The organism is Methylomonas fluvii (assembly GCF_014850975.1).
Classification (GTDB): domain Bacteria; phylum Pseudomonadota; class Gammaproteobacteria; order Methylococcales; family Methylomonadaceae; genus Methylomonas; species Methylomonas fluvii.
This window is the reverse complement of record NZ_JACXST010000003.1, coordinates 1,014,169-1,038,961: the sequence shown is the minus strand read 5'-3', so window position 1 is coordinate 1,038,961 and position 24,793 is coordinate 1,014,169. Positions and strand designations below refer to the sequence as shown.

The following is a 24,793-nucleotide window of genomic DNA, read 5'->3' as shown; positions in this document are numbered from 1 at the left end:
CTCGCCTTAACGTCGCGTGGCTAGCCAGCTGGATCGTAGTAAGCTTTGGATATTTGGGCGTCTAATAATTGGCTGACTTAGACTCCAATCAAGTTCAAGAAATCAAATACGTAGAACTCGGTTCCTGGCCGGCCTCCAGGATTTGTTTCATACTGACCATGTCGTAACCACCGGAAAGCAGGACAATAAAGCGCTCGCGCAGCATGGGGCTTTGCCGGGAACGCAGGATGATGTTGTTGGCGTCTTTTTGTTCCAGGATTCGGTACCAGTTATAAATCATTTGAAAAATCCGCCCCATCGGTTCGCGGATGCGGGCTTCGTAATGACTGAAGCGCTCCGCACTGAAATCGTCGCCGTTGGCAAAGCCCTCCAGCACGGCGTCGGCAGCGTAAACCCCGCTGCGCATCGCCAGCGTCACCCCGGCGGAAAATACCGGATCGACGAACATCGAGGCATCGCCCACCAGCATAAAGCCGTCGCCGTGAAAACGTTCGTTCATATAGCCAATAGATGAAATGGTTTTGATGTCCATGGCTTGCTCCGCGCCTGTTAGCCACTCGTTCACGCACTCGCAGCTTTGGATGGCAGCCTCGAAGCGTTGTTGCGGCGAATCGCCCAGGCTTTTCGCAAAGCGGGTATCCAACACCGCGCCGACGCTGGTGATATTGTCTCGTAATGGAATGTACCAAACCCAGCCGCCATCAATGGTGTGGATGTCGGTGGTTACCGAGCCGTCCATCACTTCGCCGAAATTGATAAAGTCGTGCGGGTCGCGGCGAAAGCCGCCTTTGAAGTGGGCGAAATGGGCGATTTTGTTCAATTCGGGCAAAGGCCGCCGCCAGTTTAGCTTGCGGGCGATTAACGACTCGCGGCCTGAGGCGTCAATGACCACTGATGAATGAATAGGTGTGGGGTCAGAGTCATTCGGGCCGGCGCTCACGCCAATCGCTTGTTGGCCATCGAATAATACGTCCGCCACCGACCACTCCCGCCGCACCTCAACCCCGCATTCCGCCGCATGCTCCAGCAGAATTTCATCAAAGCGCGCGCGCTCCACGTGATAGGTATACGGCCGTTCAAAATACCCCGGATATTCCGCTGTCAGCAGCAACACATCGGGTTTTTGATTGAACATGCCGAAGTTTGCGCCTTGCTTGACGGTAAAACCTTCGGCTTCGATTTTTTCCGTCACGCCCAGCCGCCGCCAAAGTTCCCAGCAAGCCGGCAACAAGGATTCGCCAATTTGAAAGCGTGGAAAGCGCGAGCGCTCGAACAACACCACGCGTTTGCCGGCTTTGGCCAAGATGATCGCCGCGCTGGTGCCGGCCGGACCGCCGCCGATGACGGCGGCATCGAAACGTTCAGATTGTGACATGCTGTTTTGATGGTGGATTTAATCTTGTTCAAGCCAATGAACTACGCAATGACGCGCATCGGTTCATCGGCGGTAAATTTGCCATAATACCCGCCTTATGCGACTGACTCCAAACGATTGGCATATGAACACGACTGAAATATTTCTGATCGCCCTGACCATCATCTACAGCTTGCCCTATCTGATTTGGCGAATCGGCCGGACCGATTATTTCGCGCCCTTGGTGGTGGTGCAAATCATCACCGGGATTTTGTTGGGGCCGGGCATCTTGGGCAGCGTATTTCCCGATTATTATGCTTTTGTTTTCAACACGCAGGTCATACAGGCACTGAACGGTATCGCCTGGTGGTCGGTGATGCTGTTTGTCTGGGTGGCCGGCATTGAGTTGGATTTGCGTCAAGCCTGGCAACACAGGCTGGAAACCAGTATCACGGCGGGCTTGGCCTTGGGTGTGCCCTTGGGTTTGGGGTGTGTTGCGGCTTTGGGGATGCTGCTATTTCCGGGCTGGATGGGTGCCAAGGCCATGCCTTGGCAATTCGTCCTGGGGATGGGCATGTCTTGCGCGGTAACGGCGCTGCCGATCTTGATTTTGCTGATGGAAAAATTGGCAGTGCTCCGGCAGCCTATTGGCCAGCGCATCTTACGTTACGCCAGCATGGACGATATTGCAATTTGGGCAGTGCTGGCTTTGATTCTGTTGGATTGGGAGCGGGTAGGCCGGCAGGGCGCTTTTCTGTTGGGGTTTGCGATCAGCGCTTACGGTATTCGCAAACTGATGGCCTGGCTGCCGGAGCGTGACCGCTGGTATGTCGGCATCATCGCTCTGGCGGCGACGGGCTTTACCGCGGACTGGGCCGGCTTGCATTTTATGGTGGGGGCATTTTTGGCCGGCGCTATACTGGATGGTCACTGGTTCAATCAAACCCAGATGGATCTGTTGCGCCATCATCTGTTGCTGACGCTGATGCCAGTGTTTTTCCTGAGCACCGGCTTGAAAACCAATTGGGCCATGGGCGGCGCGGCGGTGTTTGTCGTTGCCGGCCTATTGCTGTTGGTGTCGGTGTTCGGCAAATTGCTGGGTATGCATCTGGCCGGAAAAATCTTGAAATGGCAACGCGGCGAGGCTTCGTTGATTGGCTGGCTGCTGCAAACCAAAGCTTTGATCATGATTATCTTTGCCAATGTGTTGCTGGATAAGCAAATCATTAGCAGTGAAACTTTTACCGCGCTGTTATTGATGGCCGTCCTCAGTACCATGCTGACTGTTCCGGTGGTATCGCCAAAGTTGGCGCGGATGCAGGCGCTTGTCTCGCGCGTAGAATAATTAGGTCAGACGTCCTTAGTCGGCCAGCCCTAAAGTCTTCCAAAAATCTTCTTGCTTCGCGATGCCCAGTACCGCTTGCGCGGCGAGTAAAGCCGAAACGCTGACACCGGCCACACCGCCGCCAGGCCGAGTCCAATGGCCGGTGTGAAACAAGCCGGGCAGGGCGCCGACCACGCTGGGCCGATTCGGGCCAATCTGATCCGGGGTAGGCGCAAAACCATAGGCGGAGCCGTGGCGATTCAGGGTATAGCGTTCCAGGGTGCGCGGTGAGCCGGACTCCACGACCAACAAATGGTCGTTCAGGCCGGGAAAATGCCGTTCGGCTTTTTCCAGCAAACGTTGCTGAAAGCCGCTTTTGGCCATGCGCCAGGATTCACCGACGTCAAACGGACACAAGGTGGTCAGCATCATGATGCTTTGTCCGGGTGGTGCCAAAGATGAATCGGCAAAGGAGGGTAGGGTGGCCGAAAACCAATTGCTCTGGCCGGATTGGCTGCAGACATAACTGGCTTCGTGGTCGAACGATTCAAAGAAAAACCCTTCATGGGCGTGGTCTTGCTCGGAGAGGGGCAGGTCGGTGGCGATATAGCAGGCGAAAATCGACAAGGACGCCGACAGCTTTGCCAAGCCTTCGCAATAGCCGCTCGGCAAATGTTCCTGGCCAATTAGCAATTCGGCAGTTTGCTGGATGTCGATATTGGACACCACCGTTTCGGCCCGGATTACCTGGCCGTTTTCCAAAACAATGCCGCAGGCCTTACCGGCTTCGACGCAAATCCGCCGCACGCTGGCATTCAGCAAGACTTCGCCACCTTGGTTTTCGATAGCGGCCGCCAGTTGATTGGCGTAATTCTGGAAACTGCCCCGGCAGTAATAGCCGCCTTCGTAGGTGTATCCGGCCATCATCGAAGCCCAATACAGGAAAGACAGTTGCGAGGGCGGTAAACCCAAGTAAGGCCAGAGCATCGCGCAAGCGCTTTTCAGGCGGGCATCCACTAAAAACTCGTCCAATGCCTCGGCCAAGGTGGTGCGGCGGTAGCGGAACAAATTGCCGAGCATTTGCATGGGGGAAACCCGCGTTGCCTTACTTTGGGATAACACTTCCTCGGCCAGCATGGCTTCTTCCGCCAGGACTTTGCACAGGCGGATTAGTGCCAACAAACCTTCTTTTTCTGCCGGAAAATTTTCGGTTAAGCCTGCTACGAACGCTGCTTCGCCGGCCCGCAAGGGGATTTCGAAATCCGGAAAAACCGCGCGGGCGTAAGAGGGGACGGGGATGAACAAGCTCTGCGGATCGATGCCTACCGCCCGGCAAATCTTATTCATAGTGCTGCCGTTGCCGTAACCTTCCGGGCTGCAACCGCTGACCAGATGCACGCCGGCATCGAAATGAAAGTGGCGGCGCTTGAAGCCATGGGCATAACCGCCCGGCCTGTCGTGCCTTTCCACCAGCAACACCGACTTACCGGTTTTCGTCAGCAATGCGCCGGTACTAAGGCCACCAATCCCCGCGCCAATGACGACGACGTCATAAACTTCTTTTTTCGATTCCGTGTGTATGCCGCGCATTGGCTGTCTTCTATGGAGATAAATAGCCGGCTAGCTTAGGAATAAACTTAATGGAAAACAAGTGGTAGGTTTTGTATCGAGGCAATGGCGCGGGGGAAGCAATTGTTACTCAGCGTCGCGTGTCGGGTACAGGCGGTTCGTCCCATTAGGCTCTGGTTCCCAAGCTCCAGCTTGGGAACCCAGCCCTCGGAAGCTCCAGCTTCCCAAGTCCTCACCAGTCTTTAACCACCTCGATCAAGCCCTCCATTCCGGCGTAATTCCGTGCGCTGGAATAGCGCCAATGCTCAGGCAAATCCACATAACTGTAATGGTCAACAAAAACCGGACACCTGTTTAGGCAGCGTTTGTCGTAAATTCCCGCTCGAATTCGATCGGGGATTGATAGCCCAATGTTGAGTGCGATCGACGGCCATTGTAAAAAGCCAAATAATCGATCACGCTCAGTTTTGCCGCCTCTTGGGTTTTGAATTTTTCGTAGTTGAGCTGTTCATGCTTCAAGCTACGAAAAAAGCGTTCCGTCGGTGAATTATCCCAACAATTGCCTTTCCGGCTCATGCTCTGCTCCATCTTCATCACCGCCAGATGTTGCCGATATTCCCGACTGGCATACTGGCTGCCACGATCCGAGTGATGCAGCAAACCAGGCGGCGGTTTACGGCGCCACTTGTGCCCTGTGGGTAGAAGGCCATTTGCAACGCCTGGACACAGAGCGAGGTCCGCATATGGTTATCAATGGCCCAGCCCACCACTCGGCGGGAAAATAGATCGATCACGACCGCGACATACAGCCAGCCCTGTAACGTCCAGACATAGGTAATATCCGTGGTCCACACTTGATTGGGCTGAGCGACCTTGAATTGGCGATCCAACCGATTGGGGGATATGGCCTCGCTGTGGTTGCTATCCGTGGTCACTTTAAATCGTTTGGGATAGCGAACCTTCAACTTTAAATCTCGCATGATCCGCCGCGTTTTAAAGCGGCCAACGGCAAAACCTTGTTTCTGCAACCGATCCGCTAAACGACGCGAACCAAAGCACTGCTTGTTATCGGTAAAAATCTGCTTCACGTTTTCGGCAATTTGTTGATCTTGATGTTTTTTATCGTCGTTTAGTGGATTGTTACACCACGCATAATAAGCACTGGTGCTCACCTGCATCACTCGACACAGCACGATCACTGGATACGTCTTCTGTTGCTCTCGAATAAACGCGTACTTTATTCGGTTTCTTTCGCAAAGAAGACGGCGGCCTTTTTTAAGATTTCGCGCTCCATTCGCAACTGTTCATTTTCCTTGCGTAACCGGATCAATTCGTCGTGCTCCGACAGATTCAGGCAAGACTTTTTTACCGCCGATGCGTTGGCCGCGGGTTTGCGTTCCGCTCGTACCCAGCGTCCCAGGGCGCTTTGCGATATGCCCAGATGATCGGCCGCTTGCTGTTGACTGTAGCCTTTTTCAAGAACCAGTCTGGCATCTTGTTTGAATTCCAGGCTGTATTTGGGTCGATTGTGTTTTTTCTCGTTACTCATGGTCACCTCTGCTAGCAGTATAAATTCTGCCTTTAGAAGTGTCCGGGGTTATTAGACCATTTCAAACCACGCTTGACCGGATTAAGGTGAATATAATCCAGCTTCTGCCGCATCACCGCTTCGGATTCGATCAGCAGCGGATGGCTACCTTCCTCTCAAACCTGGTAGTCACTCTCAGTCTTATGCGGCCGCTTCAACAACGCCAATATTTCCAGCACCCGCGTCGAACCGCTTTGCTGCAAATGACCGATGATTTGCTTGGCGGTATAAGCCTTAAACCGCTGCACATCCCGGCTCAAATCCGGCGAAGCGGCGATCAGATGCAAGTGGTTTTCCAGGATCACATAACCGTATAGTTGAAACCCGCTGTCGCGCTGTAAAAACCGCCAGGAATCCAGCACGATATTCACCGTCGCAGGGCGCGTAAACAGCGGCAGCCACTGATTGATCGTTGCGGTCAGGTGGGGTATTGCAGGACTCGCTAACGGCTACGGGTCGGGCGGAACTGAAGCTGGAGCTTGGGAGGTCGCAAATGGTGCTACCCCTCCCAATTAAAGCTACTTTAAGAGTTTGCCAAATCTTGTAGCTTTTTCAGAAAATAATTGAAACTGGGCGACAAGTTATTATTCAAGTCCATGTGAGGTGAAATATTTTCAGCCCACGCCGATTTTTCAGTGCCTACCACTTGCCACCCTAAACTGGAAAGTTGTTGCGAGCCGCCTCTATAGACTGCATCAGCAAGACGTTCCCAAGTGCCGCAAATTGAGTCGCTGACATAAGCATTCAGTAAGGCCTCTTTGGCTTTTGGATAGGCTTGTTTTATGGCCGGAATATCGCCAAGAAACCAGGCTTCACCTTCTTCAATTGCGATACAAAAACGGGTTTCTGGGCGAGGATTACATGAACTCAGCACCCTCATAAGTTCTTCTCGAAAGGTCTTCAGGCATTTATTATCTAGATCACAAACAACAATAACGGCCCCATATCCATGCGGCCATGATTTTCCATAACCACCTAATAACCTGGGTAAATTATCTAGTAATTGGCGTTTACTCGCATCAACAGCAGTATTCATGTTTTTGGGAATTCGACCTACTCCCTTGTAACGTTTAACATTGAACGTATGCTGGTCGCCGATAATTTTAGGCATAAGAATATCTAAAGTCACTTTTCCAGATTGGTCTTCCACAAGTATTTCGAAGTGCATGGAATCACCTGGCATCCAGATAATCGCTATACCAAAGTCCGCCAAGTGGCAATCCCTCCTCGACCATGTTTTTTACTAATTCGTCATCGCTGGCTCTCCGAATTGTCGAAAAACCATCGGCGCATTTTTCCAGAATCCAAACTTCATTAGGTTCAAGCGCATCGACAAGATAAGGTTGATGTGTAGTAATAAAAACCTGGGATCCACCTTTGCGGCCTGTCGCATGTTCCCTAAATTCTTTGGCTAGAGTTTCCAATAATTTGTGATACAAGCCATTTTCCGGTTCTTCAATACACAAAAATGGAGGCGGCACGGGATCTTCCAGCAAAAGTAGATATGCGAATACTTTTAAGGTGCCGTCTGACATTTGTTGGGCATAAAACGGATCTTGGAAGCCCTTGTCATTGAAGCGTAAAAGCAATCGTCCATCGGCAGTTTTTTCAGTATCAATTTTATCGACACCTGGAATTTTTTTTGCAATACGTTCTAATACTTTTTTAAAACGATCTTTGTGCTCTCTCTCCATGAATTGGACAACATTGCCGATATTGTCACCTTTGATGTTCAAGTGTTTTTGCGGCCCGGCTAGAGGAAGGCTTCTAGCTGAATTTGGCTCAAAATAGCTAAGGTACCAACCCTCTATAAATTGCCGAAAAAGTGAAATTCTTGGATGTTGTTTTAGCGAGCCTAAAGTAGCTATGCCTAATTTTCTTTTGTCAGAAAGTTCAACAACTTCGGTTTCTTTACTCTCTTCTTTATAAAAGGATTCAAGCCATCGATCCAAATCATTGTCAGCATTGGTTTCATCCACACCTTCAGATTCACCTTTCCAAGCTACGCCTTTGCCATTTGCCAAAATTAAAAATGAAAATGGCCTTCCCCAGCTTTGATTTTTACGACGTTGGCGAAGGCGTTCTTTTTGGACAAACGGACGCCCTGAATTATCGGCATCAATAGCTATTTCGTAGGTTATAGGGCGAGCATTGCCATCCTCTTTGTAATATATTTCAAATTCGATTGCTCCGGCTTGTACTTGAGAACGTATTTTTTCAAAGCCCCCCCGGCCCCGTAAGTCGCAGGCTTCTTCTACGCCAAATTTAAGCGCGTCGGCCAAAAAGCCGAATACATCGAATAAAGTACTTTTGCCGACACCATTTTTACCAATAACTACAGTCATCGGTGTCAGCGGTTCTGATTGTTGCTGATTCCATAGCCTTCCAAGAGAAATATCTTTTAAAGCTCGAAAATTTTTTACCCTAATACCTTCGATTTTGGCCATTATTTTCCTTCCAGTTTTACCGGTCAAAATATTTACTATTATTGATTCGGCGAATTAGTTTTAGTCTTGGTTGCAAGCTAAAAGATCAATGACTATACAGTTGCATTCTAAATAATAAGCTATTTCCGTTGCAGGAGCTTGGGAACTAGACGAAACCAGATCGACGAGATCGACCGTCGGGTCGACAGCTCACTCCAACTCATCATCCATCCCCAGCGCCCGCATTTCCAAACCTTCAATTTCCTGCAAAGACTTGCCGGCGATGCCCTGCAAATCACCGTACATACCGACCGTAGCGTTCATCACCCGTTCGATTTGCGCCTCGCGTTTAGCCCATTGTTTGGTGATGGCTTTGCGTTCCTTTTCCAGGTCTTCCTGCATGGTGGAGAAGGCTTCGACGATGGCTTCCACGCGGTGGCGGAAGCGCGGGCCGGTCAGGTATTGGTAGACCATCTCGGTTTTGCCGTGCTGGCCTTCGGCGGCGAGGCGGGCCATGCCGACTTCCAGCAGGGTATGGCGCAGCACGGTGGCGACCGGCAGGGCGGCGCGTGGGCCGGTGACCCAGACGCCGTCTATCACTTCGAAGCTGTCCACGCCTTTGGGCAGGGCGTGGCTGACCAGCACGGCGATGTCGGCCTTGGCGTTACGTTGATCTTCGCGCAGTTTTACCAGCCAGCCGTCGCTCCAATTTTTGGTGCGTTTGGCTTCCCAGAGGATACTGCCGGCTGACTGCCCGGAGCCGCCGGCCACGCGCTGCAACAGGTCGCCGCCGAATTCGCCCTTGGCAACGGGTTCGATGTTGTCGAACGGAAACTTGGCGCGCAGCAGGTTTTCCAATTCCAGCTCTTGCACTTCGCCTTGCAGTTGCTGCGAGCCTTGTTCGGCTTTTTGTTTCAGTTCTTCGATTTTTTGCTGCATGGAGGCGATGGTTTGGTCTTTTTCCATTACCCGCAGTTTCAGGCCTTCCTCGGCTTCACGCTTGGCTTGGTTGCGCACTTCGGCCAGATTGGTCTGTACGCGTTTTTCGATGGTCAGTTCCAGCTCGCGCTTGGCGTCGTCCAGTTCGCGCTGTTTTTTGATCAGTTCGGCTTGGGCTTGTTGGGCTTCGGCGAGTTTGGCGTCGCGGACTTTCAATACTTCGTTCAGTTCGGCCAGCTCCCGGCTCTTGTGTTCCAGTTCGGCGGCGGCCGCTTGTTTGGCTTTGCGGGTTTCTTCCTCGATCACCCGCTGGCGTTCGGCTTGCAGTTGCTTGGCAACTTGTTGTGCCACTTGATCGTCCAGGCCGCGCTTGGCTTCGGTCAGTTGTTTTTCCTGATCTTTGATGCCTTGTTCGCGCAAGGCGATGGCTTGGTCTTTTTGTTGTAGCTGTTGTTCGAATTGTTTGCGGGTGGCGGCAATTAGCGGCGCGGCCAGCGATTCGGTCAACGGTACTTGCGTGCTGCAATTCGGGCAGGTGATGGTGGCTTCGGTCATGTTAAGGGGCTTTATATAGAGATTCAGGATACGCAGGTATTGGCGCCAGACACGCTCTTGGCATTTTGACCCCGGCATCCGTGCCGGGTGAGAATTTACTGCGTTTGATGGATGGGTGTAAGCCGATATTTATCTGCGTTGTCTAGCGGCTAAAGCATGGTCTCCCAAGGATTCCAGGTCGGCCAGCCCATGAATTTCGCAGCGGCCGCCGCGGGCGATATAGTCTTCTCGGTAATGGGCGATAAACTCCATCACGGTGTGGTCGATCAAGTCGGTGGCGCTTAAATCGAAGATCACGGTTTGGCCGTCGGCCAGGCCGGCGACTTGGCTTTTTAAGGCCAGAAAGTTGGAGAATAAAGCTGCACCGCTGACTTTAATAATCCAGCTGTTTGGTCCGTTGGCTTGCAGTTTAAATGAAATAGACAGCAGGTTGCCCAAGGGTACGCCACGGCCGATGTGCAGCAACAATTTGGCGGCGATGCCGATCAGCACGCCGACCAACAGATTGCTGGCCAGGATCGCGAAAATGGTAATCACGAACAAAGCCAACTGCTCCTTGCCCAAGTCCATGCTTTTGGCAAAGGCTTGCGGCGAAGCCAAGCGATAGCCGGTATAAACCAGCAGCGCGGCCAACGAGGCTAAGGGTATCGTCGAGATCAAGTCCGGAAACAGCACCACAAATAGCAAGACGAAGCCACCGTGGAAGAAATTAGCCCAGCTGCTGCGGCCGCCGGCGTCGATGTTAGCCGAGCTGCGGACGATTTCCGCAATCATCGGTAAACCGCCGATCATGCCGGACACTACGTTGCCGATACCTACCGCGCGCAATTCCTTGTTTAAGTCGGAGTAGCGTTTTTCCGGATCGAGTTTATCGACGGCGGCGGCGCTGAGCAGGCTTTCCAGGCTGCCCACCAGACAGATTGAAATCACGCTTTCCCAAAAAGCCAAGGTGCTCAGTTTGCTGAAATCCGGCAAGTAAAAACTGGTCAACAGACTGTCCGGGAATGTCACCAGAAAGTGCGATGCAAACAAAACATCTTTAGGAACGATGAACGCTTCGCCAGGCTGTAATTGGTCGAGCTGGAACATATGGCCGAGCAGGATGCCGGAGGCGATGACGATAATCGGCGCCGGAATCTTGCGCAGCAAAGGCTGCTGGATGTGCGGCCAACCGATCAGCACCACAATGCCTGCCAATGCGATCAAGCCGATTTGCGGCATAAAGTAAATCAGGCTGTGCGGCAAAGCCACGATGCCGGACAGGATGCTGGCACCTTGGCTTTGCACGCCGGCCATCACCGGTAATTGTTTGCTGATGATGATAATGCCAATCGCCGCGAGCATGCCGTGTACCACCGAGGCGGGGAAAAATGCCGCCAAGCGGCCGGCTTTGAAGTAACCCAGCACGGTTTGCAAGGCGCCGGCGATGACGATGGCCGCTAAAGTGTAGCGGTAGCCGGCCATTGCATCGCCGTCGCCGAGGGTTTGCACCGCGGTCAGAATCACCACTATCAAGCCGGCGGCCGGGCCGGTGATGGTCAGTTGCGCGCCGCCGATGCGCGATACCAGCAAGCCGCCAACGATGGCGGAAATGATGCCGGCCATCGGTGGAAAGCCGGAGGCGACGGCGATACCCAGGCATAAGGGCAAGGCGATCAGGAATACCAAAAAGCCGGCGGTGAGGTCTTGCCGCCAATGATTTGCTAGCGAGGGTTTTTGCATGAATTCTCCAGGTATGGTGGGCGTGGCCCGATATACGCGCAGTTAATCGGGTAACCGGTTGGCTGAGGTTTTTTATTCAATCATAACCAGTTTTTTCCGAACGTTATGAAGTTTGTGGGCGGATGCCGCTCCGGCTTTTTGTTACGGGTATGGCTAAGCGGGTATTGAAGGCCGCAGTGGCAGGTTGGTTTTAACGTTTGCATAGGCCTGCGACAGTGTGTCGCACGGACAAATAAAACGGGCCTAGCCTGATGATTCGGGTAAAATGCGCCGGCCAATTCTGGTCTTTTTTTAACACTGAGAACCAGCTGTTTCCTGTTTCTTTTCCCGCTTAAATTAATAAATATGCACATTGTTGCTCATGTAATTTTTGTCTTTTTCTGTTTGTTTGCCCGGCCCTTACTGGCCGCCGATTCGGGTAACTCCAGCTTTCTGGTATTGAATTATCACGACATTCTCGAAGAAGAAGAGCGCGTGCCGCCATTCGACCGTATCGCGGTCAATAAAGACCATTTGGCCGATCATTTTGCCTGGTTGAAGCAGAACAACTATCACGTTATCAGCGTCCAGGATTTACTGGATTGCATGAAGGGCGACAAGGTGCTGCCCACTAAAGCTGTGATGTTGACGTTTGACGACGGCTACCTGAGTTTTTATACCCGAGCCATGCCTTTGCTGAAAAAGTACAAATATCCGGCCACCTTGGCGGTAGTCGGTTCTTGGCTGGAGCAGCAAAATGTGCCAGGCGTTAAACCGTTGATGACGCCTGCGCAGATTCGCGAAGTGGCGGACAGCGGTCTGGTCGAGATTGCGTCGCACACCTATGACTTACATCACGGCATCGTCGCCAATCCGCAGGGCAATCAGCAAAGCGCGGTCACTTCGCGTTTGTACAGCAACGAATACGACGAATACGAGAAAGATGAGGACTATCGCAAACGGATTTTCCAGGAAGTGGATAAAAGTTCCGAGCGTTTGTTTCAGATTTTGGGCAAGCGGCCGCGGGTGATGGTGTGGCCTTACGGCGAATATAACGCCATCGCGCTGGAAGCCACCAAATTGGCGGGCATGCGTCTGACCATGGGCCTTAACGACGGCGCCAATACGCTGGCCGACGCTTACGTGATGAAGCGGATGATGATCACCGACGATGTCAACGCCAAACAGTTCGGCGAAATCGTCAAAAATCAGCGTGTGGGACAGGAGTTGCGGGTGGCACACGTGGATATGGATTACATCTACGACGAAGACGAAGAACAAACCGAAAAGAATTTGGCCTTGGTGGTGGAGCGTATTAAAGCTAGCGGCGCGAATACGGTTTATCTGCAAGCCTATTCCGACCCGGATGGCGACGGCAACGCCGACAAGCTGTATTTTCCCAATAGGCATTTGCCGGTGCGCCGGGATATGTTTAATCATGTGACCTTGCAATTGCGCACGCGGGCCGGCGTCAGAGTGTATGCCTGGATGCCGATCATGGCTTATAAAGCCGATGTGCCGCTGAAATGGTACGTCAAGGAATGGCGCGACGGCGAACCGCAGCTATCCCGGCATATCTACACCCGTTTGTCGCCGTTTAACCCGGAAGCGCGGCAGTTTGTCGGCGAAATTTACGAAGACCTGGCCAAGCATTGCGACTTTAACGGCATTCTGTTTCACGACGACGGGATTTTGTCGGATTTTGAAGACGTCTCGCCGCTGGCGATGGACTTCAGCCGCAACGTCTGGGGTATGCCTTCTGAGTTCGACAAGATCCACGCATCCAGCGAGTTACGCTTGCGTTGGGCCCAGCATAAAACCGAGTTGATTGGTCAGTTCACCGATTATTTGACCGACAAGGTCCGGTTCTACCGGCCCTATATCAAAACCGCCCGCAATTTTTATTCGTTGCCGCTGTTAAAGCCTTATAGCGAAGAATGGTATGCGCAATCGTTCCCGGCGTTTTTAAAGCATTATGATTACGTGGCGGTGGAAGCGATGCCTTTTATGGAAGAGGCGGAAAATCCCAAACAATGGTTGATAGAGTTGGTGGAAAAGACCGCGCAATATCCGGACGGATTGGACAAGATGGTGTTCGAATTGCAGGTGGTTAATTGGAAAACCAAGCAGGATATTGCCATGCCGGTGTTTACCGAGCAATTCGAGTTATTGAAAAAACATGGTGCCAAGCATATCGGCTATTACCCGGACAATGTTTTTAATGATCAGCCGAAGTTGACGGAGCTGAAAAAATTCTTCCCGGTTTCCAGAAAGGATTAAGCGATACATGGAGAACTTGATAGACCAAGCCTGGGTGCAGCAATTTATCGACTGGTGGTTGATCACCCTGGAATATTTACAGGAAGTGCCGTGGTGGCAGTTCAACGAATGGCTGTCGCGTTTTGTGTTTTATTATCCGCTACTGATGGCCTATGTTTGGATGTTGGGCGGCATGATTTATTACGTGCGCTGGGAGCGTAATCGCGGCAATGTGTTGTCCGATCTGCCGCGGTTACCCGAATATCCGTCCGTGTCGATTTTAATCCCTTGCTACAACGAAGGCGAGAATGTCCGGGAGACCATTGAATATCTGCTACACCAGGAATATCCCAACTACGAAATTATTGCGATCAACGACGGCAGCAAAGACAACACGCTGGACATTTTGCACGAACTGGCCGACCAGCACCCACAAATTCGGGTGGTCAATTTAGCCAGCAATCAAGGCAAAGCGGTGGGTTTACGTACCGCGGCATTACTAGCCAATAGCGAAATTTTGATCGGCATTGACGGTGACGCCTTGCTGGCGCCGAATGCTACGGCCTGGATAGTTCGGCATTTTCTGGATGACCCGCATGTCGGCGCGGTGACCGGCAATCCACGTATTCGCAACCGCTCCACTTTGCTGGGCAAAATTCAGGTTGGGGAGTTTTCCGCCATCGTCGGCATGATTAAACGTGCGCAACGTTCTTACGGTCATGTGTTTACTATCTCCGGGGTGATAGCCGGGTTTAGAAAAACGGCGTTGCACGATGTCGGCTATTGGAGTCCGGATATGGTCACCGAGGACATCGATATTAGCTGGAAATTGCAACTGGCCGGCTGGGCGATTCGTTTCGAGCCGAATGCCTTGTGTTGGGTGTTAATGCCGGAAACCCTCAATGGTCTGTGGAAGCAACGCAGCCGCTGGGCGCAAGGTGGAGTCGAGGTCTTGTTACGTTATTTCCGGCCACTGTTTAGCTGGCGTTCCCGTGGTATGTGGCCGCTGTATTTGGAGTGTTGTATCAGCCTGACCTGGGCGTTTCTGGTGGTGGCGATGCTGGCGCTGGTGCCGTTCGATTGGCTTAGCAGCGAACCGCAGGAGGCTTTGGAAGATTTGTCGCCGCATTGGACCAGTATGTTGTTATGCGTCACCTGTTTGATTCAGTTTGCCGTCAGTTTGACTATCGATTCCAGTTACGAGCGTAAGAGCGGCGGCTCCGCACAGCATTATTATTGGATGATCTGGTATCCGATTATCTATTGGCTGATCAATGTTGGTACCACGATTAACGGCTGCATCAAGGCCTTGCGCAAAAAGCGCGGCCAACGTGCCGTGTGGGTAACCTTGGATAGAGGCCTGAGGCAAAAATGAAAGACATCATCATCAACCAACCGCATCTACAAAGTTTCTCGCAAAAATGCGGTTCGGCGTTTATGTCGGTATTAAGCTGGGTACTTTGGTTGTACTTTTTGTGGCCCCTGTTTACGCTCGGCGCCTGGCTGATGGGCTTAAAAAGCCTGTCTGACGAGATTCGCTGGTTTGGTGGTTATAAAACGCTGTTGGAGTTGTTGCAGTTGTACGGTGAAATTGTGGCGATCATTGCCGGCATTTGGTTGTTTTGGACTTTGTATTTATCCTGGTTGCATGCCAGCGTCGCTCCGAAGCGGACCGCGCCCGTCACTGATCAGCAGTTGGCGGTGGCGTTTAAAGTCGATGAAGCCTTGGTATTGACGGCCCGGGCCAGCAAAAAAGTAACAGTGCACTTCGATAATCACGCGGTGATTACCGAGATAGATTCGTAGTAGTCCGGATTGCTGGGTCGCGGTTCTGCTTTTCGCGGTGTTGGTGTTACACTGCGCTAGGCGTATTCAAGGACTTACATTATGCAACTTGCAATCACAGTGTTGGGCGGCAAGTCCAACGGTTTTATCGCGGAAATCCTCTCGGCGTTGAGTGCCTGTCAGTGCAGTGTCGTGGAACTGCGCACGTCCAACCTGACCCAAATCACTGCGGCTTATCTGCTGATTGCCGGCAATTGGAATCATGTCGCCAAGCTGGAAGGCATGCTGGAAGCGATAAAAGTTCGCTTCGAAATTCAGATGAGTTTTTTACGGCCGGATGAAATTCCGCCGGTATTGGAGGGGGTGCCTTATACATTGGAAACCATTTCCATGGATAAAAACGACGTGCTGTTCGCGGTGACATCGTTTTTATTGGACAGAGGCATCTCTATCGAAGAAGTGACTGCCAGCCGCCATCAAGCGGCGTTTTTTAACACGCCGGTGTTCTCCACCAAATATGTATTGCTGGTGCCGCCGGAAGTGCGCATTTTATCGCTGCGTGAAGAATTTCTGGATTTTTGCGACAGCTTGAATATCGACGCCATTCTCGAACCCATCAAAAGGTGATCTGATGACCTTAGCTACTCTCGGCTCCGCCGTTCCCGATTTTGAAATTGCCGCTACCGGTGAAAAAACCGTCAAACTCAGCGACTATCGCGGCAAAAAAGTCGTTTTATATTTTTATCCCAAGGACAGCACGCCCGGCTGCACTCAGGAGGGTCAAGGCTTTAGGGATAACATCGAACAGTTCAATCAATTAAATGCCGTTATTCTCGGTGTATCCCGTGACAGCGTGAAAATGCACGAGGGATTTAAATGTAAACAAGAGTTTCCGTTCGATTTGTTATCAGACCAGGACGAGAGCCTTTGCAATTTATTTGATGTCATCAAAATGAAAAACATGTACGGCAAACAGGTGCGCGGCATAGAGCGCAGCACTTTCCTAATCGACGAAGACGGCGTGTTGGTCAAGGAATGGCGCAAGGTTCAGGTTAAAACCCACATCGCCGAAGTGTTGGATTATTTGCAATCTGCCGCTGAATAAATCGGCGCCCGTCCATCCTCATTGATGAGGCTATTCAGTTAGCGTCAGACTACTTAAGACGACAGTCTAAGAATCCTCTTTTGCCTTACGCCGACTAAGGCAATTAAACCCTGCGCGCCGCTCAGGATTGTTTAATCTGGCGGTTTTGGCGATAATGAACACAGTTTTTAATCATTTGGACGAAACACATGAACGAAATGCTGTCCTCAGGGATTGAGCTGATGTTGATAGGCATGGGTATGGTCTACGCATTTTTGGCCATGTTGATCGTGGCTATCAATGTGATGTCCCGGCTGGTACGCCGCTATTTTCCGGAAGTGCCTGCCAAGTTTTCGGATCAACCTGTCGTGGCAGGCAACGATAAAGCCGTCATTGCTGCTATTACTGCAGCTGTTCATCAGTACCGCAAAAAACATAAACACGGATAATCATACCCACAAGGTAGCAGTACTCGACCCAAAAACGTCATTAGGAGAAGAGAGTGGAAAAGGTAAATAAGCCCCTAGGAATTACTGAGGTGGTATTACGTGACGCCCATCAGTCAATTCTGGCGACCCGGCTACGTATCGAAGACATGCTGCCGATTTGCGAGCAGCTTGATCAAATCGGTTACTGGTCTATCGAGTCCTGGGGAGGCGCCACCTTTGATGCGTGTATTCGCTATTTGGGCGAAGATCCTTGGGAGCGTTTGCGGCTGTTGAAAAAAGCCATGCCCAACACCCCGCAGCAAATGCTGTTCCGGGGGCAAAATATTTTGGGCTACCGGCATTATGCCGACGATGTCGTCGATAAATTTGTCGAGCGTTGCGTGGTCAACGGTATAGACGTATTTCGGATTTTCGATGCGATGAACGATATGCGCAATATCGACCGCGCCATCAAAGCCGTGCTACATACCGATGCCCATGCCCAAGGCACTATTTCCTACACCACCAGTCCGGTGCATACGATCAAGAAATGGGTTGAGCAGGGCAAGCAAATCGAGGACATGGGTGCCCATTCTATCTGCATCAAGGACATGGCTGGTTTGTTGACGCCTTATGATGCTTACGAGCTGATCAGCAAACTGAAAAAAGCCGTCGCTATTCCAATTCATATGCAATGCCATGCCACCACCGGCTTAAGTGTCGGGACATACATCAAGGCTGTTGAGGCTGGCGTCGATAATGTCGATACCGCGATTTCGTCATTGAGCATGACCTACGGTCACAGCCCCACCGAAACCATCGTGGCGGCCATGGCCGGCCAAAAGCGCGAAACCGGTCTGGATTTAACCAAGCTGGAAAAAATCGCCGCTTATTTCCGAGAAGTGCGCAAAAAATATGCGCAATTTGAAGGCAGCCTAAAAGGCGTGGATGGCCGGATTTTGGTCTCGCAAGTGCCGGGCGGCATGCTGACCAATATGGAAAGCCAATTGCGGGAACAGGGCGCTGCGGATCGGTTCGACGCGGTGCTGCAGGAAATTCCTTTGGTGCGGAAAGACTTGGGTTACATCCCGCTGGTCACGCCCACTTCGCAAATTGTCGGCACCCAGGCGGTGCTGAACGTCTTGGCAGGCGAGCGGTATAAAACCATCAGTAAGGAAACGGCAGGTGTGCTGAAAGGCGAGTACGGCGCTACGCCGGCCCCTGTCGATAAAGAATTGCAGGCGCGCGTGCTGAACGGTGCCGAGCCGATTACGTGCCGACCGGCGGATTTGCTGGAAGCCGAGATGGATAAACTGGTCGCCGAAGTAAAAGCCAAAGCCGCGGCAGAAGGTGTAAAACTGGCCGATAGCGTTGAAGAAGACGCTCTTATCGATGGCTTGTTTGCGCAAGTTGGTTGGAAGTTCATTCAAAACCGCGGTAACCCGGCGGCTTTTGAACCTAAACCGGGAACAGAGAGTGCGGCAGCGCCAGTGCCCGCCGTTACCCAGAAAACCGTGGTCGCTGAGACGTACACTGTTAACGTCGATGGCAAAAACTATCACGTAGCGGTGGCATCCGGCGGTGCCGACTTAGTGGTTAAACCGGTTACGGTGCAGTCCGTCTTGGACAGCGGCCCTATGTTGGCAGCAACCGCGCCTATCGTTAGCGGCAGTGGTGTTGTGGAGTCGCCGCTGGCTGGTGTGGTGCTTAAAGTCAATGTCAATGTTGGTTCCCACCTTTCCGAAGGCGATGTCGTTTTGATTATGGAAGCCATGAAAATGGAAACTGAGATCCGCGCCAAAGTCGCCGGTATCGTCAGCGCGGTAAACGTCCGTCAGGGCGATTCCGTGGCAGTCGGCGATGTATTGGTCACCTTGTAATATTTCTTATCGTTTAAATGTGGTCTCGGGCCGATAGCTTAGGCCCGGGATCTAAGTAATCCTCTGATCAGCTATTCGCGCCACGCTGCTGGCGGTGATTCTGATCAAACAACCGATTGAATACATAATCCATGGAAAATCTTAGACTGTTGTGGGAAAGCACGGGTATCTATAATGTTACCGGGCCGCAAGTCATTATGATGGCGGTGGGATTTTTGCTGTTGTATCTGGCTATCAAGAAAGGCTTTGAACCTTTGCTGCTATTGCCGATAGGATTTGGCGCGGTGCTGAGTAACATTCCGGTGGCCGGCATGATAGACGAAGGCGGCATCCTTTATTACCTATATGGTGGTATCAAGGCCGGCATCTTTCCGCTTCTAATTTTTATGGGCGTTGGTGCGATGACCGATTTCGGCCCGATGCTGGCTAACCCTAAAACTTTGTTTTTAGGCGCAGCCGCCCAATTCGGGATATTCGCCACTCTATTCGGTGCGTTGGCGTTGAATGCCGTTCCAGGTATGGATTTTACGCTTAAGCAGGCGGCTGCGATTGCCATCATCGGCGGCGCTGACGGCCCCACTGCGATCTATGTGGCGTCCAAATTGGCTCCTGAATTGTTGGGTGCAATTGCTGTGGCGGCATACTCCTACATGGCATTGGTGCCCTTGATTCAGCCGCCCATTATGCGCGCCTTGACCAGCGAACAAGAGCGGAGGATAGAAATGCAACAACTTAGAGTGGTTAGCAAGGCCGAGAAAATCGTATTTCCTTTGATGTTGCTGGTGTTGACCGCCATGTTGCTGCCTTCGGCGGCACCGCTGGTGGGCATGTTTTGTTTGGGTAACTTGATGAACGCCAGCGGCGTGGTCGAAAGACTGAGCAAAACCGCGCAAAACGAATTGATCAATATTGTCACGATATTCCTGGGTTTGTCGGTAGGCTCCAAACTGAGCGCCGAGGCGTTTTTAAAAATGGAAACGCTGGGTATTTTAGGCTTGGGCGCAGTCGCTTTTTCTATTGGTACCGCCAGTGGCGTGCTGATGGCCAAAGTCATGAATCGTTTCAGCAGTACGCCGATCAATCCATTGATTGGCGCTGCCGGCGTTTCTGCGGTGCCAATGGCTGCCCGGGTAGCTAATAAAATAGGTTTGGAAAGTAATCCGCACAACTTTTTGTTAATGCACGCGATGGGGCCAAATGTCGCCGGCGTAATAGGTTCAGCAGTCGCCGCGGGTGTGTTGTTGAGTTTGGTGCGTTAGCGTCCACGCAGACCAAAACTCTGTATGAGTGATCAGTCAGCCAAGGACAAAGCGATCAAGGTGCTTTGGCTGACCTCAAGTTATCCTCGCAGTAAAGACGACAGTGCTTCGGTCTTCTTGCGCTACTTAGCGGAAGCACTGGCCAACAAAAAAGTTAGTCTTCATATCCTCTCACCGGATCATCCGGAAGTCCAAGCAACTACACAACCTGACGGTATAGTCTGTCGCCATTTTCGCTATTTTTGGCCGCGTAAGCTGCAAATGTTAGCCTACGGTTCAGGAATTTTGCCCAACTTGGGGGCCGCGCCATGGCTGTTTTTGCAGGTGCCTTTTTTCGTTATGTCCATGTTTGTGACTGCGGCCTGGATTATGGTTGTCCAGCGGCCGTCTTTGATACACGCCCACTGGATTTTTCCGCAAGGCACGGTAGCGGTATTGCTAGGCAAGCTATTCAGAACCCCGGTGTTGGTTACTGCACACGGCGGTGATGCCTTTGCATTGCGAGGTAGCGTTTTAGGGGCTATCAAACGCTGGACTATAAAGCATTGCGCAGCTTGGACCAGTAATACCAACGCGACTGCCGATGCCTTTGGGCCAGATTTGCCCAAGCCGCACATCATTCCAATGGGCATAGACTATGAAAAATTTGCTGCTGGCAACGCTAAAACTGTTCTCAAACCAAGCAATCCGCAAAAATTAATTCTGCTATTTGTTGGGCGTTTGGTTGAAAAAAAAGGCGTAGCCGATCTGATAGCGGCTGTAGCTGGTTTGCCTAAAAACCTACTTGATCGCATTGAATTATGGATTATTGGCGATGGTATCGAGCGTGAACGTTTAAAAATGTTAGCGGTTGATTTAAAGATTGAAGATAAAGTAGTTTTTCACGGCAGGCTACCGAACGCCATCTTGCCGGATTACTATACGGCTGCGGATATATTTATCGCGCCATCAATTGTCGATACCAATGGCGATACGGAAGGCCAGGGTTTGATTTTATTGGAAGCGATGGCTAGCGGCACCGCTGTGATAAGTACGCGCACGGGTGGCGTTGCCGAGATCATTGAACATGGAAAAACTGGGTTGTTAGTTGAGCCTAAGCAAATAAAGTCGCTTTCAGGCGCAATTGAGCAACTATTAGTGGATGAAACTTTAAGAAAAGGACTGTGCGCATTGAGCAAGCAGGCTGCAGAACCTTATGATTGGAAAAAGATCGCCAGTAAGTTTGTCGCTATTTATAGTCGACAATCATGCATTGCTAAGCCGTAACCAACCCGTTTACACAAAATTCAGGACACCCTCTAATCGTTTGCTGTAATGAACATCTACTTCCTGTGTAAGCGCTATTACACCAACAAAGATCTAATTGATGATCGCTTTGGGCGGCTCTACCACTTGCCGGTGCAATTGGTCACTGATGGTAACCATGTTCTTGTTGACGCCATCGACTATCGAAATAACACCGAAATAAGCGTTAACGAAGCGGGTGTTTCTTTTCATACCATCCCCGCAACGGCAAGGAAGATACCTCGATTCCTTCTGAATGCCTATCGCAGTGCTTGTATTGCCAAACCGGATGTTCTCGTCGCAAGTGGTGACATTTACATCGGTTACGTAGGGCTTTGGATAGCAAGAAGACTTGGAGTGCCGTTTGTCTACGATGTATACGATTATTACCCGTCTTTTCGGATTAACCGGTTCAAGGTACTAGCTTGGCTGTTTGACCATACGATTAAGAACGCCGATTTGGTTTTATGTGCGAGCCAGCCTCTGTTACAAAAAGTCCTTAACGGACTTAACCAAAATGCTTTATTGATTGAAAATGGAGTTAATACAAACTTATTCGATAAAGGCGATGACTTACTGGCGAGACAGGCGATGAAACTGATAGCCGATATTCCATTGGTTGGATATTTCGGTTCCATTACGCCATCCAGAGGCCCGCTTCTGATCGAAGCTTGTCGAAAGATCAGATTGGCTCAGCCGAATTTGCGCCTTGTATTGGCGGGACGAGTAACAGATATTTGTCTCGATGAGCCGTGGATAGACTATTTTGGCGAGTTGGAGCAATCTGACATACCCAAACTTATTCAGGCTTGTGACGTGGTATGTGTACCGTATGCTGATGACACATTTAATAGTATGTCAGGCGCGTGCAAAATTGCGGAATACCTATCTTGCGGAAAATCAGTCGTAGCTACACGGGTTTCCAATCATGAAAGTATATTTAAAGACGCGCCATCGTCGGTCTGTGATCCTGACCCTAACGATATGGCTAGAGCAATCCTCTTACAGCTTCAAAACCCGCAAATAGCTTTGTTTCCTGAAGAGTTGGCTTGGCAATCAATTGGTCAAAAACTTTATGAAGCTTTGACTAAGCTTGTCTGATGAAAAATCTTTATATCATCATTACCGATTTCAATGGTTACGAACAGACTCAACGTTGCCTGAGGGCGTTGGCTGCTAGCCAATATCAGGAATTCACAATATTGCTGGTCGATCACGGCACTACTGATACTACAAAAATTGAACTAGCTAAGGATTTTCCGCATGTGATTCGCTTGGAAGGCTCATCCGAACTTTGGTGGACTGGCGCAACCAATTTGGGCATCCGTACAGCTATAGAGTGTGGTGCGGACTATGTCATGTTGCTAAACAACGATTGCTATGTGATGCCAAATACCGTAGGCCACCTTGTCCAATTAACCGAAGCATATCCCGAAAGTATTATTGCTCCGGTACAACGTGATTGGCAAAGCGGACAAATTACTTCAATCAGTCCAAGCACTTGCTTTTTGTTAGGCTTTTCCACTATAGCCGGACCCAAGAAACTTAGCGCTAAGATGCTCTCCAGAGACGTTATCCCAGTCAAGCTAATCGTGGGCGGAAGAGGAGTGTTAATTACTAATTCTGTATTTAACAAAATAGGGCTTTTCGATGAAAAACACTTGCCGCACTATGGTGCAGATCATGACTTTTATTTGCGTGCGCTCAAGGAGAATATAGCCCTATATATTGCTCCAAAAGTATTCGTGCAAATAAGTAATATGCATACATCGCTCGCGGATAATTTAGAGAGTTTAGATATTCTCAAATTCATGAAAACTTTGAGAAGCGTCAGGTCTCATCGTAATATATCTGATGTGAATACGTTGTTCAAAACACATTATCCGATTTCAAGTCTATACTTTTTAGGCGTGACATTATATGTTATTCGTTATGTTTTTCTATATTGTTTGCGGCGCATTTTTTATAAAATAAAAACCAATTAAGTAATGAACCACTAAATGACTACTGACTTGTCGTGGATTAAATTTCTTCCAAAATTTATAAGTAATCGATTAATTGGTAGGTCCGAACTACAGTTAATCGTAGCTAATACGAGTTGGTTATTCATCGATAAAATCATTCGGATGGGTGTAGGCTTGTTCGTTGGAGTGTGGGTTGCGCGATATCTGGGCCCTGAACAGTTCGGTTTGTGGAGTTACGCTATCGCTTTTACATCATTGTTTAGTGCATTCGCCTCGTTTGGAATAGATAGCATAGTGGTGCGTGAATTGGTAAAAAATCCCGAGCGTCAAAACGAGCTTTTAGGAACAGCGTTTGTACTCAAACTAATTGGCGGAACGTTGACTCTGTTGATTGCTATTGTTGCTATTTTATTATTACGCAATGGTGATACGCTAACTCTATGGATGGTGGCCATTTCTGCGGCGGGTTTTATTTTTCAGTCGTTCAATGTAATAGAATTCTATTTTCAGGCAAAGGTAAGGTCAAAATATACTGTTTTAGCAGCAAGCAGTGCATTTATATTCGTGACGGTAGTTAAAGTTATTTTGATTTTGAGTTTTTCGCCTCTTATTTTATTTGCATGGGTGGGATTGATTGAGGTTGGGTTAACTTCATTATTTTTAATGGTTTCATATAAGAAAGATCATAATAATATTTGTTCGTGGAATTATAACAAGAGCACAGCTATAAGCCTAATGAAAAATGGCTGGCCACTCGTGTTCTCAAGCTTGGCAATAATGATACAGGCTAGAGTTGATCAAGTTATGTTGGGTGATATGATTGGTAATGCTGAAGTTGGACAGTATTCGGCAGCAATGCGACTTATAGAAGTGTTTTCATTTTTGCCGACAATCATAGTGAGCACATTGTCGCCATATATAACAAAAGCCAAGTTGATTAGCGAGACGCTTTATCATGAAAGATTGTTGGAAATATATAGATTAATGTTTATTTTGTTTTTAGTGGTTGCTATTCCTATATATTTTCTGGGTGGGGAGTTTGTGTTATTTGTGTTTGGTGCTGAATATAAAAGAGCTGGAGGGTTATTGTCTCTGTTTGCCATAAGGCTTTTTTTTGCAAATTTTGGTGTTGCTAAGTCTTTATTTACTGTCAACGAAAGTCTTTTTAAATATGCTCTAATAACGGCAGTCATTGGTTCAATAGCTAATATTCTAGGAAATTATTTATTGATTCCGTATTATGGTGCTGAAGGGGCAATTATTTCGACAATAATTTCTTTTTCAATTACTATATTTATGGTTGATTTGTTCTATACTCCGACTAGGTTAAATCTTTATTTGATGGTCTATGCAGTATTTGTTCCATATAGGTTAATAAGAGATAAGGGGTAATA

Annotated in this window: 23 protein-coding genes; 13 read left to right on the top strand and 10 right to left on the bottom strand. The window is 50.0% G+C overall.

Annotated elements, in window-relative coordinates; genetic code table 11:
- Nucleotides 1–94: 94 nt before the first annotated feature.
- Nucleotides 95–1,375 (bottom strand): NAD(P)/FAD-dependent oxidoreductase, encoded by a 1,281-nt coding sequence (locus tag EBB_RS22295; protein WP_192395868.1) that lies wholly within the window; start codon nt 1,373–1,375, stop codon nt 95–97.
- A gap of 124 nt (nt 1,376–1,499) precedes the next feature.
- Between EBB_RS22295 and EBB_RS22290 the strand changes: the two genes are divergently transcribed.
- Nucleotides 1,500–2,699: a cation:proton antiporter gene (locus tag EBB_RS22290; protein WP_192395867.1), complete on the top strand. Its 1,200-nt coding sequence runs from the start codon at nt 1,500–1,502 to the stop codon at nt 2,697–2,699.
- A 15-nt stretch (nt 2,700–2,714) separates the two neighbouring features.
- Here EBB_RS22290 and EBB_RS22285 read toward each other — a convergent pair whose 3' ends face one another.
- From EBB_RS22285 to EBB_RS22245, 9 genes are all read right to left on the bottom strand, one after another.
- On the bottom strand, nt 2,715–4,268 hold the full coding sequence (locus EBB_RS22285) for a phytoene desaturase family protein (RefSeq protein WP_192395866.1): 1,554 nt from the start codon (nt 4,266–4,268) through the stop codon (nt 2,715–2,717).
- A 333-nt stretch (nt 4,269–4,601) separates the two neighbouring features.
- Nucleotides 4,602–4,835 carry an integrase core domain-containing protein gene (locus EBB_RS22280; RefSeq protein ID WP_306790035.1) on the bottom strand — a complete coding sequence of 78 codons (234 nt, stop codon included), beginning with the start codon at nt 4,833–4,835 and terminating at the stop codon, nt 4,602–4,604.
- Between the two features lie 5 nt (nt 4,836–4,840).
- Complete coding sequence (locus EBB_RS22275; RefSeq protein ID WP_229427645.1) at nt 4,841–5,473, bottom strand: IS3 family transposase; 633 nt, start codon at nt 5,471–5,473, stop codon at nt 4,841–4,843.
- A gap of 11 nt (nt 5,474–5,484) precedes the next feature.
- Entirely contained in the window at nt 5,485–5,796 is a 312-nt protein-coding gene (locus EBB_RS22270; protein ID WP_192395864.1) for a transposase, read from the bottom strand.
- Nucleotides 5,797–5,951: 155 nt separating this feature from the next.
- Nucleotides 5,952–6,206 carry a transposase gene (locus EBB_RS26220; protein WP_225587714.1) on the bottom strand — a complete coding sequence of 85 codons (255 nt, stop codon included), beginning with the start codon at nt 6,204–6,206 and terminating at the stop codon, nt 5,952–5,954.
- 152 nt (nt 6,207–6,358) lie between these two features.
- Nucleotides 6,359–7,003, bottom strand: coding sequence for a DUF4276 family protein (locus EBB_RS22260; protein WP_192395863.1), 645 nt, complete (start codon nt 7,001–7,003; stop codon nt 6,359–6,361).
- Between the two features lie 4 nt (nt 7,004–7,007).
- The gene (locus EBB_RS22255; RefSeq protein ID WP_192395862.1) at nt 7,008–8,282 is read right to left on the bottom strand and encodes an AAA family ATPase; all 1,275 of its coding nucleotides are present in this window, start codon (nt 8,280–8,282) and stop codon (nt 7,008–7,010) included.
- A gap of 189 nt (nt 8,283–8,471) precedes the next feature.
- On the bottom strand, nt 8,472–9,755 hold the full coding sequence (locus EBB_RS22250) for a DUF2130 domain-containing protein (RefSeq protein ID WP_192395861.1): 1,284 nt from the start codon (nt 9,753–9,755) through the stop codon (nt 8,472–8,474).
- A gap of 129 nt (nt 9,756–9,884) precedes the next feature.
- Nucleotides 9,885–11,477 (bottom strand): SulP family inorganic anion transporter, encoded by a 1,593-nt coding sequence (locus EBB_RS22245; RefSeq protein WP_192395860.1) that lies wholly within the window; start codon nt 11,475–11,477, stop codon nt 9,885–9,887.
- Between the two features lie 345 nt (nt 11,478–11,822).
- Here EBB_RS22245 and pgaB point away from each other — a divergent pair, with 345 nt between their 5' ends.
- From pgaB to EBB_RS22185, 12 genes are all read left to right on the top strand, one after another.
- A complete protein-coding gene (gene pgaB / locus EBB_RS22240; protein ID WP_225587713.1) occupies nt 11,823–13,736 on the top strand; it encodes a poly-beta-1,6-N-acetyl-D-glucosamine N-deacetylase PgaB in 1,914 nt (637 codons plus the stop codon).
- Nucleotides 13,737–13,743: 7 nt separating this feature from the next.
- Complete coding sequence (gene pgaC, locus EBB_RS22235) at nt 13,744–15,090, top strand: poly-beta-1,6-N-acetyl-D-glucosamine synthase (protein WP_192395859.1); 1,347 nt, start codon at nt 13,744–13,746, stop codon at nt 15,088–15,090.
- Entirely contained in the window at nt 15,087–15,521 is a 435-nt protein-coding gene (gene pgaD / locus EBB_RS22230; protein WP_192395858.1) for a poly-beta-1,6-N-acetyl-D-glucosamine biosynthesis protein PgaD, read from the top strand. Before pgaC ends, pgaD begins: the two co-directional genes overlap by 4 nt.
- 81 nt (nt 15,522–15,602) lie before the next feature.
- On the top strand, nt 15,603–16,127 hold the full coding sequence (locus tag EBB_RS22225; RefSeq protein ID WP_192395857.1) for a glycine cleavage system transcriptional repressor: 525 nt from the start codon (nt 15,603–15,605) through the stop codon (nt 16,125–16,127).
- A 4-nt stretch (nt 16,128–16,131) separates the two neighbouring features.
- Nucleotides 16,132–16,605 (top strand): peroxiredoxin, encoded by a 474-nt coding sequence (locus EBB_RS22220; protein ID WP_192395856.1) that lies wholly within the window; start codon nt 16,132–16,134, stop codon nt 16,603–16,605.
- A gap of 188 nt (nt 16,606–16,793) precedes the next feature.
- Nucleotides 16,794–17,033: an OadG family protein gene (locus EBB_RS22215; RefSeq protein ID WP_192395855.1), complete on the top strand. Its 240-nt coding sequence runs from the start codon at nt 16,794–16,796 to the stop codon at nt 17,031–17,033.
- A gap of 53 nt (nt 17,034–17,086) precedes the next feature.
- Nucleotides 17,087–18,892 carry a sodium-extruding oxaloacetate decarboxylase subunit alpha gene (gene oadA, locus EBB_RS22210; protein ID WP_192395854.1) on the top strand — a complete coding sequence of 602 codons (1,806 nt, stop codon included), beginning with the start codon at nt 17,087–17,089 and terminating at the stop codon, nt 18,890–18,892.
- A 131-nt stretch (nt 18,893–19,023) separates the two neighbouring features.
- Nucleotides 19,024–20,151, top strand: coding sequence for a sodium ion-translocating decarboxylase subunit beta (locus EBB_RS22205; protein WP_033156515.1), 1,128 nt, complete (start codon nt 19,024–19,026; stop codon nt 20,149–20,151).
- Between the two features lie 24 nt (nt 20,152–20,175).
- A complete protein-coding gene (locus EBB_RS22200) occupies nt 20,176–21,417 on the top strand; it encodes a glycosyltransferase (RefSeq protein WP_192395853.1) in 1,242 nt (413 codons plus the stop codon).
- Nucleotides 21,418–21,465: 48 nt separating this feature from the next.
- On the top strand, nt 21,466–22,536 hold the full coding sequence (locus EBB_RS22195; RefSeq protein ID WP_192395852.1) for a glycosyltransferase: 1,071 nt from the start codon (nt 21,466–21,468) through the stop codon (nt 22,534–22,536).
- Nucleotides 22,536–23,420 carry a glycosyltransferase family 2 protein gene (locus EBB_RS22190; protein ID WP_192395851.1) on the top strand — a complete coding sequence of 295 codons (885 nt, stop codon included), beginning with the start codon at nt 22,536–22,538 and terminating at the stop codon, nt 23,418–23,420. The genes EBB_RS22195 and EBB_RS22190 overlap by 1 nt, the downstream gene beginning before the upstream one ends.
- 15 nt (nt 23,421–23,435) lie before the next feature.
- Complete coding sequence (locus tag EBB_RS22185) at nt 23,436–24,791, top strand: flippase (RefSeq protein ID WP_192395850.1); 1,356 nt, start codon at nt 23,436–23,438, stop codon at nt 24,789–24,791.
- Nucleotides 24,792–24,793 lie beyond the last annotated feature (2 nt).